Source organism: Methylobacterium amylolyticum, from assembly GCF_030700245.1.
Lineage (GTDB): Bacteria > Pseudomonadota > Alphaproteobacteria > Rhizobiales > Beijerinckiaceae > Methylobacterium.
On the sequence record NZ_JAUYZI010000003.1, the window covers coordinates 22,999 to 40,926 of the forward strand.

The 17,928-nt window shown below is 70.9% G+C and carries 13 protein-coding genes; 6 read left to right on the forward strand and 7 right to left on the reverse strand.

Translation table 11 applies throughout. From position 1 onward, the window contains the following. Positions 1-36 precede the first annotated feature (36 nt). From Q8W71_RS03240 to Q8W71_RS03265, 6 genes are all read right to left on the reverse strand, one after another. On the reverse strand, positions 37-1,524 hold the full coding sequence (locus Q8W71_RS03240) for an efflux transporter outer membrane subunit (RefSeq protein ID WP_305523887.1): 1,488 nt from the start codon (positions 1,522-1,524) through the stop codon (positions 37-39). A 236-nt stretch (positions 1,525-1,760) separates the two neighbouring features. After that, complete coding sequence (locus tag Q8W71_RS03245; protein WP_305523888.1) at positions 1,761-5,153, reverse strand: efflux RND transporter permease subunit; 3,393 nt, start codon at positions 5,151-5,153, stop codon at positions 1,761-1,763. After that, a complete protein-coding gene (locus Q8W71_RS03250; protein ID WP_305523889.1) occupies positions 5,150-5,929 on the reverse strand; it encodes an endonuclease domain-containing protein in 780 nt (259 codons plus the stop codon). Before Q8W71_RS03250 ends, Q8W71_RS03245 begins: the two co-directional genes overlap by 4 nt. Then, on the reverse strand, positions 5,926-9,048 hold the full coding sequence (locus Q8W71_RS03255; protein WP_305523890.1) for an MdtB/MuxB family multidrug efflux RND transporter permease subunit: 3,123 nt from the start codon (positions 9,046-9,048) through the stop codon (positions 5,926-5,928). The genes Q8W71_RS03250 and Q8W71_RS03255 overlap by 4 nt, the downstream gene beginning before the upstream one ends. Before the next feature lie 220 nt (positions 9,049-9,268). Continuing rightward, entirely contained in the window at positions 9,269-10,717 is a 1,449-nt protein-coding gene (locus tag Q8W71_RS03260) for an MdtA/MuxA family multidrug efflux RND transporter periplasmic adaptor subunit (protein ID WP_305523891.1), read from the reverse strand. Positions 10,718-10,941: 224 nt separating this feature from the next. After that, positions 10,942-11,097, reverse strand: coding sequence for a hypothetical protein (locus Q8W71_RS03265; protein ID WP_305523892.1), 156 nt, complete (start codon positions 11,095-11,097; stop codon positions 10,942-10,944). Between the two features lie 357 nt (positions 11,098-11,454). Here Q8W71_RS03265 and Q8W71_RS03270 point away from each other — a divergent pair, with 357 nt between their 5' ends. The 6 genes from Q8W71_RS03270 to Q8W71_RS03295 all read left to right on the forward strand — a co-directional run bounded on the left by Q8W71_RS03270 (position 11,455) and on the right by Q8W71_RS03295 (position 16,329). Further along, a complete protein-coding gene (locus tag Q8W71_RS03270) occupies positions 11,455-11,712 on the forward strand; it encodes a type II toxin-antitoxin system RelB/DinJ family antitoxin (RefSeq protein WP_305523893.1) in 258 nt (85 codons plus the stop codon). Between the two features lies 1 nt (position 11,713). Further along, on the forward strand, positions 11,714-11,986 hold the full coding sequence (locus tag Q8W71_RS03275) for a type II toxin-antitoxin system RelE/ParE family toxin (RefSeq protein ID WP_305523894.1): 273 nt from the start codon (positions 11,714-11,716) through the stop codon (positions 11,984-11,986). Between the two features lie 132 nt (positions 11,987-12,118). Next, a complete protein-coding gene (locus Q8W71_RS03280; protein WP_305523895.1) occupies positions 12,119-13,273 on the forward strand; it encodes an aminotransferase in 1,155 nt (384 codons plus the stop codon). A gap of 93 nt (positions 13,274-13,366) precedes the next feature. Next, a complete protein-coding gene (locus Q8W71_RS03285; RefSeq protein WP_305523896.1) occupies positions 13,367-13,843 on the forward strand; it encodes a DUF4112 domain-containing protein in 477 nt (158 codons plus the stop codon). 247 nt (positions 13,844-14,090) lie between these two features. Beyond that, entirely contained in the window at positions 14,091-15,296 is a 1,206-nt protein-coding gene (locus Q8W71_RS03290; protein WP_305523897.1) for an ABC transporter permease, read from the forward strand. Between the two features lie 484 nt (positions 15,297-15,780). Continuing rightward, a complete protein-coding gene (locus Q8W71_RS03295; protein ID WP_305523898.1) occupies positions 15,781-16,329 on the forward strand; it encodes a Ros/MucR family transcriptional regulator in 549 nt (182 codons plus the stop codon). 104 nt (positions 16,330-16,433) lie between these two features. Here Q8W71_RS03295 and Q8W71_RS03300 read toward each other — a convergent pair whose 3' ends face one another. After that, on the reverse strand, positions 16,434-17,867 hold the full coding sequence (locus tag Q8W71_RS03300; RefSeq protein ID WP_305523899.1) for an FAD-linked oxidase C-terminal domain-containing protein: 1,434 nt from the start codon (positions 17,865-17,867) through the stop codon (positions 16,434-16,436). Positions 17,868-17,928: the final 61 nt, after the last annotated feature.

Below are 17,928 nucleotides of genomic sequence, written 5' to 3' on the forward strand. Positions count from 1 at the left end.
GCCCAGGGCAATGCGACGCCGAGCGCCCACAGGACATCACTCGTCGGGGCGTACCGCCTGACCGCCGTAATCGATCGGGAGCTTCGGGCCCTTCAGCTCGGCGTCGCTCGGCAGCGAGCGGGCGTCCCAGCCGCCGCCGAGGGCCCGGATCAGGGTGACGGCGGCAGTGAAGCGGTTGAGGCGCACCTGGAGGGCCGAGATCTCGTTGGTGACGAGCAGGCCCTGCGCCGTCACCACGGTGGTGAAGTTCTGGGTGCCGGCCCGGTACTCGTTGAGGGTGATCTCGACGGCCTTGCGGGACGAATCCACCGCCGCGTCCAGCGCCGTCTGCTGCTGGCCGAGGATGCGCACGGCGGCCATCTGGTTCTCGACCTCGGCGAAGGCGGCGAGGACGACCTGCCGGTAGTTGGCCACCGCCGCGTCGTAGCCTGCCTCGGCCGCGCGCACCGCCGCGACCCGGGCGCCGCCGTCGAACAGGACCTCGCTCCCCGCGGCCGTCACCGCCCAGACCTGGTTGGCGGCCGAGAGCAGGCCGTTGCGGGTCAGCCCCGAGATGCCGCCGGACGCCGAGATCGTCACCGTGGGAAAGAAGGCCGCGACCGCGACGCCGATCCGCTCGCTCTGGGCCTGCACAAGCCGCTCGGCCTGGGCCACGTCCGGGCGCCGTTCCAAGAGGTCGCCGGGGATGCCGACCGGCACCGGCGGCGGGTTGCGGCCGATGGCGGCGACCGGGATCGACAGCTCGGAGGGCGGGCGCCCGATCAGCGTGGCGATGGCGTTCTCGAACTGCACCCGCGTCAGCCGGATCGCGATGGCCTGCGCCTGGAGCGTCTGCACCTGCGTCTGCGCGGTGATCACGTCGGAGCGCGCGGCGACCCCGGCCGCGTACTGGTTCTCGGTGATCGCGAGCGTCCGCTTGAAGCTCTCGAGGTTGGCGTCGAGCACCTGCCGGAGGGCGTCGGCGTAGCGCACCGTCAGGTAGTCGGCGGCGATCTCCGCCTGGATCGCGAGGCGGGTCAGCGCGAGCGTCGCGGCGTCGGACTGGGCCAGCGCCGTCTCGGCCTCGATGTTGCGCCGGACGCCGCCGAACAGGTCGAGCTCCCAACTCGCCTGACCCTGGAGGGAGACGCTGGTGCGCTCGACCCCCCCGCTGCGCAGCCGGGTGATGCTCGGCGCGCCGATCACCGTCGGGTAGAGGGCGGCCTGGGCCGAGGCGACCAGCGCCCGGGCCTGCCGATAGTTGGCCACCGCCTGCCGCAGGGACTGGTTGTCCACGTCGACGAGGCGGATCAGCCGGTCGAGGTTGGGATCGCGAAAGACCCGCCACCAGTCGCCGCGCTCGGCCGCGTCGTTCGGCTGGGCCTCCCGCCAGCCCTTCTTCCGCGCGGCCACGTAGGCCGGGCTGTCCTCGCGCACGCCGCCCTGCTTGTAGGCCAGCGGCGTCTCGACCGACGGGCGGCCGTAGTCCGGGCCGACGACGCACCCGGCGAGGAGGACGGGGAGCAAGAGGGCGCACAGCGGCATCCGCGACGTCCCTCCCCCCTCTGCGGGGGAGGGTGGGCTGGCCGTCAGGCCGGGTGGGGAGAGGGGAGCGACGGTGCCGGAGAAGTCGCGTCGGGTGCCCCGTTCTCTCCCATCGCGCTGCCCCTCTCCCGACCCCCTTCGGGGGCCACCCTCCCCCGCAGAGGGGAGAGGGGGCGTCTCGGCCTTCGAGGCGCGCGTACGGGCACCGTCCATGTCAGACGAGAACAAAAAAAACATCACTCGGCCGCCGGCAGCGCCGCTGTTCCGCCCCGGCGCCCGCGCCGGCGGGCCAGGAACCGGTGCCGCAGCCGGTCCAGGGCGAGGTAGACGACGGGGGTGGTGTACAGGGTCAGCACCTGGCTGACGATCAGGCCGCCGACGATGGCGATGCCGAGCGGCCGGCGCAACTCCGCGCCCTCGCCGCCCGACAGGATCAGGGGCAGGGCGCCGAGCAGGGCGGCGAGCGTCGTCATCAGGATCGGGCGCAGGCGCAGCAGGCAGGCTTCGCGGATCGCGTCGAACGGGTTCGCGCCGCGGGTGCGCTCGGCGTCGAGCGCCACGTCGATCATCATGATCGCGTTCTTCTTCACGATGCCGATCAGCAGGAACACGGCGATCAGCGCGATGATCGTGAACTCGGTGCCGGTCACCAGAAGCGCCAGCACCGCGCCGACCCCGGCCGAGGGCAGGGTCGAGAGGATGGTGAGCGGGTGCACGAAGCTCTCGTAGAGGATGCCGAGCACCGCGTAGACCGCCAGGATCGCGGCGAGGATGAGCAGCGGCTGGCGCGAGGCCGAGGCGACGTAGTTCTTGGCCGCACCGGCGAACTCGCCGTGCACGGTGGCCGGCAGCCGCAGCTCCGCCATCGCCCTGTCGATCGCGGCGGTGGCGTCCGACAGGCTCTTGCCGGGGGCGAGGTTGAACGAGATCGTGGTCGCCACGAACAGGCCCTGGTGGCTGACCTGGACGGGCGCGTTGCCGGTCTCGAACCGGGCGAAGGCCGAGAGCGGCACCATCGTCTCCTTGGCGGACGAGACCGGCGCGCTCGACGAGGCGCCGCCCTTCGTCGCGGCGAGCGCGTTGGAGGAGGCGTTGCGGGCCGAGTCCGAGGCGATCGCCGCCGCGCTGGCGCTGGCGTCGGCCGCGCTCGTCGCGGTGGCCGCGGTCGCGGCGGCGACGGCGCCCGCCGCGGATGCCCCGGTGCCGCTCGTGCCGATCGCCGCGTTGGTGTTGACGCTGCCCCCGGCCGCCACCGTGCCGGCCACCGCGTTGGTGACCGCCGAGCCGCGGGCGTTGCCCCCCGAGGTCGAGACGAAGATCCGCTTCAGCGTCTCCGGGGTCTCCAGGTAGCGCGGGGCGATCTCCATCACGACGTGGTACTGGTTCAGCGGGTTGTAGATCGTCGAGACCTGGCGCTGGCCGAAGGCGTCGTAGAGGGTGTTGTCGATCTTGTCCGGGGTGATGCCGTAGCGGAAGGCGGTGGCGCGGTCGATCACGATCCGGCTCTCCAGGCCGCCCTCCTGCTGGTCGGAGGTCACGTCGGCGAAGGTCGGGTCCTTCTGGAGCGCGGCCACCAGCTTCGGCGCGGCGGCGAACAGCTCCTCCGCCGTGTCCCCCTGGAGGGTGTACTGGTACTGGGCGAAGCTCTGGCGCCCGCCCATCTGCAGGTCCTGGCGCGGGAAGACGTAGAGCCGGGCGCCGGCCACCTGCGCGAGCTTCGGGCGCAGCCGGCCCATCACGGCGCTCATCGAATCGCGCTCGCCCAGCGGCTTCAGGCCGACGAACACGTTGGCCGAGTTGGTGCCGCGCCCGCCGGTGAAGCCGACGATGCTCTCCACCGCCGGGTCGGCGCCGACGATCTGGGTGGCCTGGGTGAGCTTCTTCTCCATCGACTGGAAGGAGATGCGCTGGTCGGCCTGGATGCCGCCCATCATCTGCCCCGTGTCCTGCTCGGGGAAGAAGCCCTTCGGCACGATGACGTAGAGGTAGATGTTGAGGCCGACCGTGGCGAGCAGGCTCAGCAGCACGAGGCGCGGGTGGCGCAGGGCCACCGACAGTGTCCGGTCGTAGCCGGCGTGCACGCCGTCGTAGGCGCCCTCCAGCGCCCGGACCAGGATGTTGCGTCGGGCCCCGGCCGCGTGTCCGTGCCCTTCCGGCCGCAGCAGTCGGGCGCACATCATCGGCGTGGTCGTCAGGGACAAGACCAAAGAAATCAGGATCGCCAGCGACAGGGTGACGGCGAATTCCTGGAAGATGCGCCCGACCAGCCCGCCCATCAGCAGGATCGGCAGGAAGACGGCGATGAGCGACAGGCTCATCGAGATCACCGTGAAGCCGACCTCGCGGGCGCCGACCAGCGCCGCCTGGAGGCGCGGCTTGCCCATCTCGATGTGGCGCTGGATGTTCTCCAGGACGACGATGGCGTCGTCGACGACGAAGCCGGTGCCGATGATCAGCGCCATCAGCGACAGGATGTTGAGCGAGTAGTTCAGCAGGTACATCGCCGAGAAGGTGCCGACGATCGAGATCGGCACGGCCACCGCCGGGATCAGGGTGGCGCGCCCCGAGCGCAGGAACGCGTAGACCACGAGGATCACGAGGCCGACCGCGACGAGCAGCGTCTCCTCGGTGGCCGCGAGCGAGGCGCGGATCGTGGCCGAGCGGTCGCCGGTGAGCTTGACCTCGATGCCGCCGGGCAGGGCCGCGGTGATCTGCGGGAGCGCCGCCTTCACGGCGTTGATCGTCTCGATGACGTTGGCGCCGGGCTGCTTGTAGACGAACAGCAGGACCCCCGGCTTGCCGTTGACGATGCCGAGGTTGCGCTTGTCCTCGACGCCGTCGAGCACCGCGCCGACGTCGGTGAGCTTCACCGCGGCGCCGTTGCGGTAGGCCACGACGATGTCGCGGTAGTCGGCGGCCTTGCGGCCCTGGTCGTTGGCGTAGAGCTGGTAGCGCCGGTTGCCCGCGTCGATCTCGCCCTTGGGCGAGTTGGCGTTGGCCGAGGCCAGCGCCGCGCGGATGCCCTCCAGGCCGATGCCGTAGTGGAACAGGGCGGTGGGATCGAGTTCGACCCGCACGGCCGGCAGCGACGAGCCGCCGATGTCGACGTTGCCGACGCCGGGCAGTTGCGACAGCTTCTGCTGCACCACCGTGGCGGCGGAATCGTAGACCTGCCCCCGGGTCAGGGTGTCCGAGGTCATGCCGAGGATGACGATCGGCGTGTCGGCCGGGTTGAACTTGCGGTAGGTCGGGTTCTGGCGGAGCGCGGCGGGCAGGTCGGCGCGCGCCGCGTTGATCGCGGCCTGCACGTCGCGCGCCGCCCCGTCGATGTTGCGGTTCAGCCCGAACAGCAGCACGATCCGGGTGGTGCCGAGCGAACTCGTCGAGGTCATCTCGTTGACGTCGGCGATGACCCCGAGCCGCCGCTCCAGGGGCGCGGCCACCGTGGTCGCCATCGTCTCCGGCGAGGCGCCGGCCATCTGCGCCTGGACGAGGATGACGGGGAAGTCGACCTGCGGCAGCGGCGCCACCGGCAGCTTCAGGAACGCGAAGAGCCCGGCGAGCAGCACGCCGATCGTCAGCAGCGTGGTCGCGACCGGGCGGCGGATGAAGGGCTCGGAGATGTTCACGGGAGCAGGCTCCCGCGGGATGAGTCACGCGGCTCGTGTGCGTTCCCTCCGCCCGCCCAAGTCAGGCCTGCCCGACTTGGGGTCCCTCGCGGATCTCGGGCAGGCCCGAGATCCGTGGGGGAGGGTGGCCCCGGCGTCAGCCGGGGTCGGGAGAGGGGAGCGACGGTGCCGGACGTGGCGCGCGCGTCGAGCGCCGCTCCGACCGTGTCGAGCACCCGCTTCAGGTTGCTCGCCACGAGATCGTTCGGGAAGCGCAGCACCGTGAAGCCCTGCGCCCGCAGCCACGCGTCGCGGGCGGCATCGCGGGTGCGCCGCGCCTCCGTCTCATGGGGCGCCCCATCGAGTTCGACGATCAGACGCGCGGAGGCGCAGAGGAAATCGGCGATGTAAGGCGGGATCGGGGCCTGCCGGCGGAATTTCAGGCCGCGGAAACGGCCGCCGCGGACCTGCTGCCAGAATGCGTCCTCAGCCTTGGTGTGTAGCTTCCGCTGCTCCCTGGCGAAGGCTCGCAGGCGCGGATCGGGCCTCGGATGAGACCGCCCATCGTCCCGGCCGATGCCCGGTTCGAAACCAACACGCGCCCTCCCTCCCCCCTCTGCGGGGGAGGGAGGCCCCCGCGTGAGCGGGGGTCGGGAGAGGGGAGCGACGCCTCCGGAGAGGTCGCGCTGCGTGCCGCATCCGGCACCGTCGCGCTGCCCCTCTCCCCCCCCGCTGCGCGGGGTACCCTCCCCCGCAAAGGGGGGAGGGGGGGCTGTGGCGGCGTTGCGCTCTGTCACGACAGCGCCTCGCCGGTTGAGACGTCTTGGCCGCCCCGCCCCGCGATCCGGCGCTCCAGCCGGTCGAACGCCAGGTAGATCACCGGCGTGGTGAACAGGGTCAGCACCTGGCTGACGATCAGGCCGCCGGCGATGCAGATGCCGAGCGGCTGGCGCAGCTCGGAGCCAACGCCGCTGCCGAGGATCAGCGGCACCGCCGCGAACAGGGCGGCGAGCGTGGTCATCAGGATCGGGCGGAAGCGCAGCAGGCAGGCCTGGAAGATCGCCTCGCGCGGCGGCAGGCCCTCCTCGCGCTCGGCCTGGAGCGCGAAGTCGATCATCATGATCGCGTTCTTCTTCACGATGCCGATCAAGAGCACGATGCCGATCACCGCGATGATGTCGAGCGACAGCCCGAACAGCATCAGGCCGACGAGCGCCCCGATCCCGGCGGAGGGCAGCGTCGAGAGGATGGTGATCGGGTGGATGAAGCTCTCGTAGAGCACGCCGAGCACGATGTAGACGGTGACGATGGCCGCGAGCACCAGGAACAGCTCGTTGCCCAGCGCCGCCTCGAAGGCGAAGACCGAGCCCTGCGGCACCACACGGAACGAGGGCGGCAGGCCGATCTCCCGCTCGACCCGCCCGATCGCCTCCACCGCCTGCCCCAGGGCCGCGCCGGGGGCGAGGTTGAACGAGACGGTGGTCGCCGGGAACTGGCCGAGATGCGAGATCAGCAGCGGCGCCCGCCGCTCGGTGATCCGCGCGACCGAGGCGAGCGGCACCTGCCCGTTGGTGGCGGTGGAGGAGGGCAGGTAGATCGCGTTGAGGCTGTCGAGCGTCCGGTGCAGGGCCGGGTCGGCTTCGAGGATCACCCGATACTGGTTCGACTGGGTGAAGATCGTCGAGATGATGCGCTGGCCGAAGGCGTCGTAGAGCGCGTTGTCGATGGTGGCCGGGGTGATGCCGTAGCGGCCGGCGGTGGGCCGGTCGATGGTGATGTAGGCGGCCAGGCCCTGGCCCTGGTGGTCGCTCGCCACGTCGGCGACGACCGGCGACTTGGCCAGCGCCTCGGTGAAGCGCGGCACCCAGGTCTCGAAGTCGTCGAGGTTCGGGCTCTCCAGGATGACCTGGTACTGGGTCGCCGAGACCGCGGTGTCGATGGTCAGGTCCTGGACCGGCTGAAGGTAGAGGCGCACGCCGGTCTCGGCCGCGGTCGCCGCGTTGATCCGCCGGATGATCGCGCTGGCGTTGGCGCTGCGCTCGGAGCGCGGCTTGAGGTTGATCAGCAGGCGCCCGGAATTGAGCGTGACGTTCTGGCCGTCGACCCCGATGAACGAGGACAGGCTCGCCACGTCCGGGTCCTTCAGGACGATGGCCGCGATCCGCTGCTGGCGCTCGGCCATCGCCGCGTAGGACACCGACTGGTCGGCCTGGGTGATGCCCTGGATCACGCCGGTGTCCTGCACCGGGAAGAAGCCCTTGGGGATCACCACGAACAGGTAGGCGGTGAGCGCCACGGTGCCGAGCGTCACCAGCAGCGTCAGGCCCTGGTGGTCGAGGACGATCCGCAGCGAGCGGCCGTAGGAGGCGATCACCCCGTCCACCGCCTGCCGGCCGAGGCGCGCGAAGACGCCCTCGCGGCGCGCCTTGGCCTCCGGCACGTGCTTGAGGAGGCGCGCGCACAGCATAGGCACCAGGGTGAGCGAGACCACCGCCGAGATGATGATGGTCGCCGCCAGGGTGATCGCGAACTCGTGGAACAGTCGCCCGACCACGTCGCCCATGAACAGCAGCGGGATCAGCACGGCGATCAGCGAGACGGTGAGCGAGATGATGGTGAAGCCGATCTCGCGCGAGCCCTTCAGCGCCGCTTCGAGCGGCGAATCCCCGGCCTCCACGTGGCGGGCGATGTTCTCGATCACCACGATCGCGTCGTCGACGACGAAGCCGGTGGCGATGGTGAGCGCCATCAGCGACAGGTTGTCGAGCGAGAACCCGTACAGGTCCATCACCGACAGGGCGCCGACGAGGGACAGCGGCACCGACAGGCTGGGGATGAGGGTTGCGGACAGGCTGCGCAGGAACAGGAAGATGACGAGGACGACGAGGGCGATGGCGAGCCCCAGCTCGAACTGCACGTCCTCCACCGAGGCGCGGATCGTCGTCGTCCGGTCGGTGAGGGGAGCCACCGCCACCGCCGCCGGCAGGCTGGCCTGGAGCTGCGGCAGTAGCGCCTTGATCTTGTCCACCGTCGCGATGACGTTCGCGCCCGGCTGGCGCTGGATGTTGAGGATGACGGCCGGCGTCTCGTCGGCCCAGGCGCCGAGCTTGGTGTTCTCCGGCCCTTCGACCACGTCGGCGACATCGGAGAGCTTCACCGGCGCACCGTTGCGGTAGGCGATGATCGCCGCGTCGTAGGCTTTCGGGTCGCGGATCTGGTCGTTGGCGTTGATCGCGTAGGACTGCTTCGGCCCGTCGATCGTGCCCTTCGGCGTGTTGACGTTGAGGTTGGTGATCGTGGTGCGCAGGTCGTCGATGTTCAGGCCGTAGGCGGCGAGCGCCCGGGCGTTGAAGCGCACCCGCACCGCCGGCCGCTGCCCGCCGGAGATGCTGACGAGGCCGACGCCGGCCACTTGGCTGATCTTCTGGGCGAGCCGCGTCTCGGCCAGATCCCGCACCTGGGTGAGCGGCAGCGTCTTCGAGGTCAGCGCCAGCGTCAGCACCGGGGCGTCGGCCGGGTTCACCTTGGCGTAGACGGGAGGTGCGGGAAGGTCGGACGGCAAAAGATTGCCGGCGGCGTTGATCGCCGCCTGGACCTGCTGCTCGGCGACATCCAGGGCGAGGTCGAGGTTGAACTGGAGCGTGATGACCGAGGCGCCCGCCGAGGATTGCGAGGTCATCTGGTTGAGGTTGGCGAGCTGCCCGAACTGCCGCTCCAGCGGCGCCGTGACCGAGGAGGTCATCACCTCGGGCGAGGCGCCGGGATAGAATGTCTGGACCTGGATCGTCGGGTAGTCGACCGAGGGCAGGGCCGAGACCGGCAGGTTGAGATACGACACCCCGCCGACGATCAGGATCGCCAGCATCAGGAGCGTCGTCGCGACCGGACGCAGGATGAACAGGCGCGACGGGTTCATGCCGCCGCCCCGCGCCGCATTCCCCTCCCCCCTCTGCGGGGGAGGGTGGCCCGGCCGTCAGGCCAGGTCGGGAGAGGGGAGCGACGGTGCCGGAGAGGTCGCGACGCGAGCCACACCCTGCACAGGCGCTCCCCTCTCCCCCCCTGCTGCGCAGGGTACCCTCCCCCGCAGAGGGGGGAGGGAAGGGCGTGGCGCGGGTCGGATGTTCGTACTGCGGACCTCACGGCGCCTGACGGTGCCGCCTGCGACCGCCCTCCTTGACCGCGTCCTTGCCCGCCTCCTGGCTCGTGTCCTTGCCGGTCTCCTTGCCGGATTCCTGGCCAGCCGATGGACCGGCGGCCGGCGCGCCCTGCGTGGCCCCCTGCTGCGGTGCGTCCTGCGCCGCGGCGTCCGCCCCACCGGCCGGGTGGCCGGCCGCGGACGCCTGCGCCCCGTCCGTGATCCGCACGTCCGCCCCGTCCTTCAGCCGGTCGGTGCCGTCCGTGACGACGCGGTCGCCGGGCTTGAGGCCGGAGACCACCACCGTGTTGGTCCCGTCGGTCTCCCCGGTCTTGATCGGGCGGACGACGACCTTCTTGTCCCCGTCCATCAGGTAGACGTAGGTTCCGGGCGTGCCCTGGAGGATCGCCGCGTTCGGCACGAGCGCGGCGTCCTTCACCGTGTCGACCGTCAGCCGGGCGTTGACGAACTGGTTCGGGAACAGCTCGTCGTCGCCGTTGTCGAACAGGGCGCGCAGCTTCACCGTGCCGGTGGTCGTGTCGATCTGGTTGTCGACCGTGTCGAGGCGTCCCACCGCGATCTGGTGGGCGTCGCCGCGGTCGTAGGCGCGCACGTCGAGCTTGGCCCCGGCGCGCACCCGGCGCATCACCCGGTTCACGTCGTCCTCGGGCAGGGTGAACACCACCGAGATCGGGTGGAGCTGCGTCACCACCACGATGTTGGTCGAGCCGGCCGAGATGTAGTTGCCCTGGTCGACCTGCCGCAGCCCCACCCGGCCGTCGACCGGCGCGATGATGCGCGCGTAGGCGATGTTGAGCTTCTGCTGGTCGACGAGCGCCTGGTCGGCGGCGACCGTGCCCTCGTTCTGCTTCACCAGCGCACCCTGCGTGTCGACGTTCTGCTTCGAGATCGAGTCCTGACGGTTCAGCGTCTGGTAGCGCTGGAGGTCGAGCTTCGAGTTCTGGAGCAGCGCCTGGTCGCGGGCGAGCTGGCCCTGGTACTGGGCGAGCAACGCCTCGTAGGGCCGCGCGTCGATCTGGGCGAGTTCGTCGCCGGCCTTGACCGTCTGGCCCTCGCGGAACTTCACCGCAGTGAGGTAGCCGCTGATCTGCGACTTCACCGTCACCGTGGCGAGCGGCGTGACCGTGCCGAGGCCCTGGAGCACCACCGGCATGTCGCCGGTCGTCACCGGCGCGATGCCCACCGCCTGCGGCATGTCCGCCCCGCCGCGCCGGCCGCCGCCCTTGCCGCCGCGGTGCGCGGCGGCCGGCCCGGCGCCGGGCTCGACCCGCGCCTCGTACCAGCGGTGGCCGATCGCCCCCGCGCCGGCGAGCAGGACGAGCAGCAGCAGCCAGCGGATCGGCCGGAACCGCCGCTTGGTCCGTGCGGGAGCGTCCGCCGGCTTGTAGGCCCGCGCCGTGTCGGTGCGGATCGGTGAACTCTCGTTCATGCCTGACTAGAGCACAGGCCGGGCGCCTCCGCGACCGGCCGCGACTCTATCCCTCGTTTCCGCGCCTCCCGGCCCGCATCCCCTCCCGCCCCGGTGGAGATGCGTCCGGCCCCCAATATGGGGTGTGGTGCTGTACGGGACCGGAACGATGCGCCCGGACCACTGCGTATCGCGGGCCCGCCCGCTCGATGGCCCGGGCACCGTGCTCGGGCAATGCGCCGTGACTAGGGCGCCCGGGTTTCGCCCGTGTTGCTGCCCGTGTTCGCGTAGGCGCGCAGAACGTCGCGGAACGGATCGTCCACCGGCGTCACCGGCATCGCGAGCCGCAGGGCGAGGCCCAGACCGGTGATCGCCGCAGCGAGGAGGAAGCAGGTGCGCATCGGCGTCCCGCGGACGAGAAAGGGCCACCGACCCTGGGGTCGATGGCCCTCTATAGGGACCGGTGCGGCGCACCGCGAGAGGCGGAGCGAGGGGGCAGAGCCCCGCCGGTTGCGAGCGCCGCGCCGGCCGTGATCGGAAGGTACGTCACGGCTGATGAATGTCAATAATCGTCAGCCGTCGCATTCGGGCATCGCGGCGCGTCTGTGCGTCGGCGCACATTTCGTGGATCGGACGTCGCCATGCGCTCCCATGTCTCGATCGGTTGAACGCGCTGCAGCACGGCTTCGCAGCGACCTCTGGGCGTGCTATAACTTCGTTTGTAGCTACATTGTAGCGTCGATGGCGGGAGGCGAGGCATGGCGACGGATACCGTGGTTCGGGCCCGGATCGATGCGGCGACGAAGGAGCAGGCCGCCGAGGCGCTGGCCGCGATGGGGCTGTCGATCTCCGACGCGATCCGTCTGCTCATGGTACGCGTCGCATCCGACAAGGCGCTCCCCTTTCCGGTGAAGGTCCCGAACGCGACCACGCGTCGAGCCATGGCCGAACTGGAAAAGGGCGGGGGGGAGCGCTTCGGCTCGGCCGAGGCGCTGTTCGAGGATCTGGGCCTCTGACGTGCGCACGCCCATCCGCTCCGGCCCGTTCCGGCGGGACGTGAAGCGCGCGGAGCGGCGGGGCAAGGATCTGGGGAGGCTGCGGGCTCTGCTGCTGCTCCTGCTCGCGGGCGAGGAGCTGCCGCCAAGCTACAGGGACCATCCGCTGAAGGGTGACTGGAAGGGCTATCGCGACGCGCATATCGAGCCGGATTGGATCCTGATCTATCGCGTCGTCGGCGACGAACTGCACCTCGTCCGGACCGGGTCGCATGCCGATCTGTTCGACGCCTGACCGGGGATGGGCGCGATGCCGACGCGATCGGCGTCAGCCATCCGGTGCGCGGGAGCCCACGGACACATTCCGCCCGCGCGCGGCGGCGTGCTACAGCGCCCGGATGAGCCCCACCCCCGCACCGCGACCGGCATGAACCCGGTCTTTTCCGACCTGCCGACCACGGTGTTCGAGACGATGTCGCGGCTCGCCCGCGAGCACGGGGCGATCAACCTCGGCCAGGGCTTCCCCGACGATCCCGGTCCCCTGGACGTGCGCGAGCGCGGCGCGCAGGCCCTGCGCGACGGCTGGAACCAGTATCCGCCGATGATGGGGCTTCAGGCGCTGCGGCAGGCGGTGGCCGCGCACTACGCCCGCCACCAGGGGCTCGACCTCGACCCCGAGGCGGAGATCATGGTCACCTCGGGCGCCACCGAGGCGCTCGCCGGCGCCCTGCTGGCCTTGATCGAGCCCGGCGACGAGGTGGTGCTGTTCGCGCCGATGTACGACGCCTACTTGCCGCTGGTGCGGCGGGCCGGCGGCGTGCCGCGGATCGTGTCGCTGAAGCCCCCCGCCTTCCGCCTCGACGAGGCGGCCCTGGCCGCGGCCTTCTCCCCCCGCACGCGGGTCGTGGTGCTCAACAATCCCCTGAACCCGAGCGCCACCCTGTTCGGGCACGACGACCTCGCGCTGCTCGCCCGCTTCTGCCGCGCCCACGATGCGGTCGCCGTCTGCGACGAGGTGTGGGAGCACGTTGTGTTCGACGGTGCCCGTCACATCCCGCTGATGGCGCTGCCCGGGATGCGGGAGCGCACGGTCAAGATCGGTTCGGCCGGCAAGATCTTCTCGCTCACCGGCTGGAAGGTCGGATTCGTGATGGCCGATGCCCGTCTGATGCGCGGGCTCGCCAAGGCGCACCAGTTCCTCACCTTCACCACCCCGCCGAACCTCCAGGAGGCAGTGGCCTACGGGCTCGGGAAGCCCGACGCGTGGTTCGACGCGATGCGCGCGGACTACGCCCGCTCCCGCGACCGGCTGGCCGACGGCCTGACGGGGCTGGGCTTCCGCGTGCTGCCGGCCCGGGCGACGTGGTTCCTCAACGTCGACATCTCGGGGCTCGGCCTCGGCGACGACGCGGCCGCCTGCGAGACGCTGGTCGCCCGGTACGGGGTCGCCGCGATCCCGGTCAGCGCCTTCTACCCGGACGGCGGGGTGCGCGACCTCGTCCGCCTGTGCTTCGCCAAGGCCGACGCCACCCTCGACGCGGCCCTGGGCCGTCTGGCCGGCCTCGCCCGGAGGGCCGCCTGATGCCGGCCGGCTTCCCGTGCGGCGGCGTCCTTGCGGGGAACCGGGGCGGGGGCCACATCGTCGTGCATGACAGCCTCCGCACGGATTCCGACGATGGATTTCTCCCAGCGTGCCGGCGCCAAGCCGTTCCCGGACGGCCGGGCCTTCCCCGGCGGCCGTCCGCCGTTCCTCTCGGCCGATCTCGGCCGCGAGGCGAGCCTCGCCCGGCTCGAGACGCTGGCGCACCTGATGGACACGGCCTTCGTGATCCCGGGCATCAACCGGCGGGTCGGGTTCGACGCGCTGATCGGCCTCGTGCCGGTGATCGGCGACGTGGCCGGCATGGTGATCTCCTCCTTCATCGTCTACGAGGCCAAGCGGCTGGGCGCCCCGCGCTGGCTGATCGCCCGGATGGCGATGAACGTCGCCTTCGACGGGATGCTCGGCGCGGTGCCGATCGCCGGCGACATCTTCGACGCCGCCTTCAAGGCCAACCGCCGCAACGTCCGCCTGCTGCGCCGCTGGCTGGAGCGCAGCGGCGGCCTGCGGCCGAGCGAGATCGAGGGCACCGCGACCCGGCTCGACGGCTGATCTTCTTGGGTTCCGGGACGGCCCTTCCAACGCGCCTCGTCCTCCCTCCCCCCTCTGCGGGGGAGGGTACTCCGCGAAGCGGGGGGGGAGAGGGGCAGCGCGACGGTTCGGGATGGGGCGCCTGCTGCGTCCTTCTCGGAAGCGGCGCTCCCCTCTCCCGACCCGGCCTGACGGCCGGCCCACCCTCCCCCGCAGTGGGGGGAGGGTGGGCCGTGGTGCGACGGGCTTCCCCGCTCGCGGGGCGCCCATGAACGAGATCCCCCGCCCCCCGGACGGCGAGGTCGTCCCCGCGCCGATGCCGGGCGCCCAGCCGATCGTCCTGCGCCCCGGCGAGGGGGCGCCGCCCGCGCCGCCGCAGGGGCGGGGCCTGTCGCCGCTCAACCGGCGCCGGCTCGACAATTTCCGGCGCAATCGCCTCGGCTACGCGTCGTTCCTGGTCTTCGTCGCCCTGTTCGTGACCAGCCTGTTCGCCGAGGTGATCGCCAACGACCGGCCGATCTTCCTGTCCTACAAGGGCGAGTGGCTGTTCCCCGTCCTCGTGAACTACCCCGAGGAGAAGTTCGGCGGCTTCCTCGCGGTCACGGACTACAACTCGCCGGAGATCCGCAAGGAGATCGCGGAGAACGGCTGGGCGGTCTGGCCGCCGATCCCGTTCGCCTACGACACGATCAACCAGGACCTGCCGACCCCGTCCCCGTCGCCGCCGACCTGGATGCTCACCGACGCCCAGTGCAAGCCCGTCGCCGAGAAACTCGGCGGCTCGACCTGCGCCGACATCCCCTGGCACTGGCTCGGCACCGACAACACCACCCGCGACGTGCTCGCCCGCGTCATCTACGGGTTCCGCATCTCGGTGCTGTTCGGGCTGATCCTGGCCGCCGTCTCCTCGGTGATCGGCGTGATCGCCGGGGCGGTGCAGGGCTATTTCGGCGGCTGGGTCGATCTCGCCTTCCAGCGGTTCATCGAGGTCTGGGGCGGCATCCCGACCCTCTACCTGATCATCATCATCTCGGCCTTCATCGCCCCGGGCTTCTTCGTGCTGCTCGGGATCATGCTGCTGTTCTCGTGGGTGGCGCTGGTCAGCGTCGTGCGGGCGGAGTTCCTGCGGGCGCGCAATTTCGAGTACGTGCGGGCGGCGCGGGCGCTCGGCCTGTCCAACCTGCGCATCATGACCGTTCACCTGCTGCCGAACGCCATGGTGGCGACGCTGACCTTCCTGCCGTTCATCCTCAACGGCTCGATCACCACCCTGACCTCCCTCGACTTCCTCGGCTTCGGGCTGCCGCCGGGCTCGCCGTCCCTCGGCGAACTCCTGGCGCAGGGCAAGGACAACCTGACGGCGCCGTGGCTCGGCCTCACCGGCTTCGTCGTCATCGCCGCGATGCTGAGCCTGCTCGTCTTCGCCGGCGAGGCGGTGCGCGACGCCTTCGACCCGCGCAAGACGTTCCGCTGAGGCGCAACCCGCCATCCTCCGGCCCCGCCGCCGATTCGGTCGCCGCACCCCAGTCCCGCGCCCCCGAAGGGGAGGCTTGCGCACCCGCACGACCGCGGACGGCGAGCGTAAATGACGCAGGTGCGGACGCGATCGTCCGCGAATGCCTGGACGGCGGAAAATCCACTTTGGGATGACTGTGCCGTCCGTGCCGAGGACCGGTCCAGGACCTGGATTCCGGTCATTCGCTGCGGTCGTAACGGTCTCTCCCGGCTGCAAAAACGCCGTTTCGAGGGGCGCTCAGGTTTCGTGCGTCGGCCGTTGCGAGATCATCCCGCCACTGCCCACCTATGCAACCGCAAGACGCGAAGCCGGTAGAACAGGTTTGGATTAACTTTGGTCTGATCACAGGAAAGGTCGCAAAAAAACTTGCTTTTTTTTCCAGTCCCCATAACTCGGGCGTGAGGGGACCTTTCGCCCGGGAAAGAGAGCGAGGAAATCACGAATGTCCGAGATCGCACCGACATCGCAACTGGACTACATCGAGCGCACGGTGGACGTGGTCGCCGCCTACGTCTCGAACAACTCCATTCCGACTGCCGAACTGCCGGCGCTGATCGTCAGCGTGCACGAAGCCCTGAACGCGATCGCCTCCGGTTCCGTCGCCCCGAGCGCCGAGACCGTCGAGAAGCCGACGTCCGCGCAGGTCCGCAAGTCGATCCGCCCCGACGGCCTGATCAGCTTCATCGACGGCAAGTCGTACAAGACCCTCAAGCGTCACCTGACGAAGCACGGACTCGATCCGCACAGCTACCGCGAGCGCTACGGCCTGCCGGCCGACTACCCCACCACCGCCGCCAACTACTCGGCGCAGCGCTCGGCGCTCGCCAAGAGCCTCGGCCTCGGTCAGCCCGGACGCGGCGGCGCGACGGCGGATGAGGGTGAGCCCGAGGTCGAGGAGGCGCCGTCCGCCCCCGCCCGCAGCCGCCGCAAGGCCGCCGCCACCGCCGCGGTCAAGGACCGTGCAGGCCGCAAGACGGTCGAGGCCGCCTGACGGCTCCCGGCTCTCTCACGGGCACCGCGCGACTGCCGGCTCCCGGGCGGTGACGGTCCGGGAGGCTTTCACGATCGGTCCCGGACCGCGCCGTCCGTGCCCGCTCAGGCCGCCAGACGACCCTCCAGCGGGAAGACCTTGGCCGGGTTCAGGAGCCAGTCCGGGTCGAACACCGCCTTCACCCGCATCTGCTGCTCCAGGTCGGCCTGGGCGTACTGGAAGCGCATCAGCTCGCGCTTTTCGATGCCGACCCCGTGCTCGCCGGTGAGGCAGCCGCCGACCTCGACGCAGAGCTTCAGGATCTCGTCGCCGGCGGCCTCCGCCTTCTGCAACTCGCCGGGCTTGTTGATGTCGAACAGGATCAGCGGGTGCAGGTTGCCGTCGCCCGCGTGGAACACGTTGGCGACCCGCAGCCCGTGGCCGGCGCAGATCGCGCCGATGCGCTCCAGCACCGGCCCGAGCTGGCCGGTGGGGATCGTGCCGTCCATGCAGATGTAGTCGGAGATCCGGCCCGTCGCGCCGAAGGCCGACTTGCGGCCCTTCCAGATCGCCGCCGACTCGGCCTCAGAGCGCGAGACCCGCAGGCTGGTGGGCCGGAAGTCCCCGGCGATGGCCTCGATCCGGGCGAGCATCGCCGTGCACTCGTCGTCCGAGCCCTCGACCTCGATGATCAGCATCGCCTCGGCGTCGCGCGGATAGCCGGCCCCGGAGAAATCCTCGGTGATCAGGATCGCCTCGCGGTCCATGTACTCGATGGCGACGGGGATGATGCCGGCCGCGATGATCGCCGCGACGCAGTCGCCCGCGTCCTCCACCCGGGAGAAGCCCATCAGCGCCGGCCGCGCGCCCTCGGCCGCCCGCAGGATGCGCACGGTCGCCTCGGTGACGACCCCGAGCTGCCCCTCCGATCCGCAGATCAGGCCGAGCAGGTCGTAGCCGGGGGCGTCGAGATGGTCGCCGCCGATCTGGACCACCGTGCCGTCGTTCATCACCAGGGTGACGCCGAGCAGGTTGTTGGTCGTCACCCCGTACTTGAGGCAGTGGGCGCCGCCCGAATTCATCGCGATGTTGCCGGCGATGGTGCAGGCGAGCTGGCTCGACGGGTCGGGGGCGTAGAAGAAGCCCTCGTGGGCGACCGCCCCGGAGATCGCGAGGTTGGTGATGCCGCTCTGCACCCGCGCGGTCCGGTTGGCGAAGTCGAGGTCGAGGACGCGGGTCATCTTGGCGACGCCGAGGATGATCGCGTCCTCCTGGGCAATCGCCCCGCCCGCCAGTGACGTACCGGCGCCGCGCGGCACCACCCGCACGCCGTTGGCGTGGCAGTAGGCCATCACCGCCGCGACCTCCTCCGTCGTGGAGGGCAGGACGACGGCCAGCGGCATCTTGCGGTAGGCGGTGAGCCCGTCCGTCTCGAAGGCCCGGCGCTCGTCCTCCGAGACGATCAGCGCCTCCGCCGCAACCAGCGGGCGCAGGCCCGCGACGATCGCCTCGCGGCGGTCGATGACGGTCTGATCGGGTTCGGGGAAGCGGATCGTCATGGGACACCCGGCGCGGGATTTCTCGTGATCGGGCCTCACCATGCGCCGGTCCGCGGCCGCG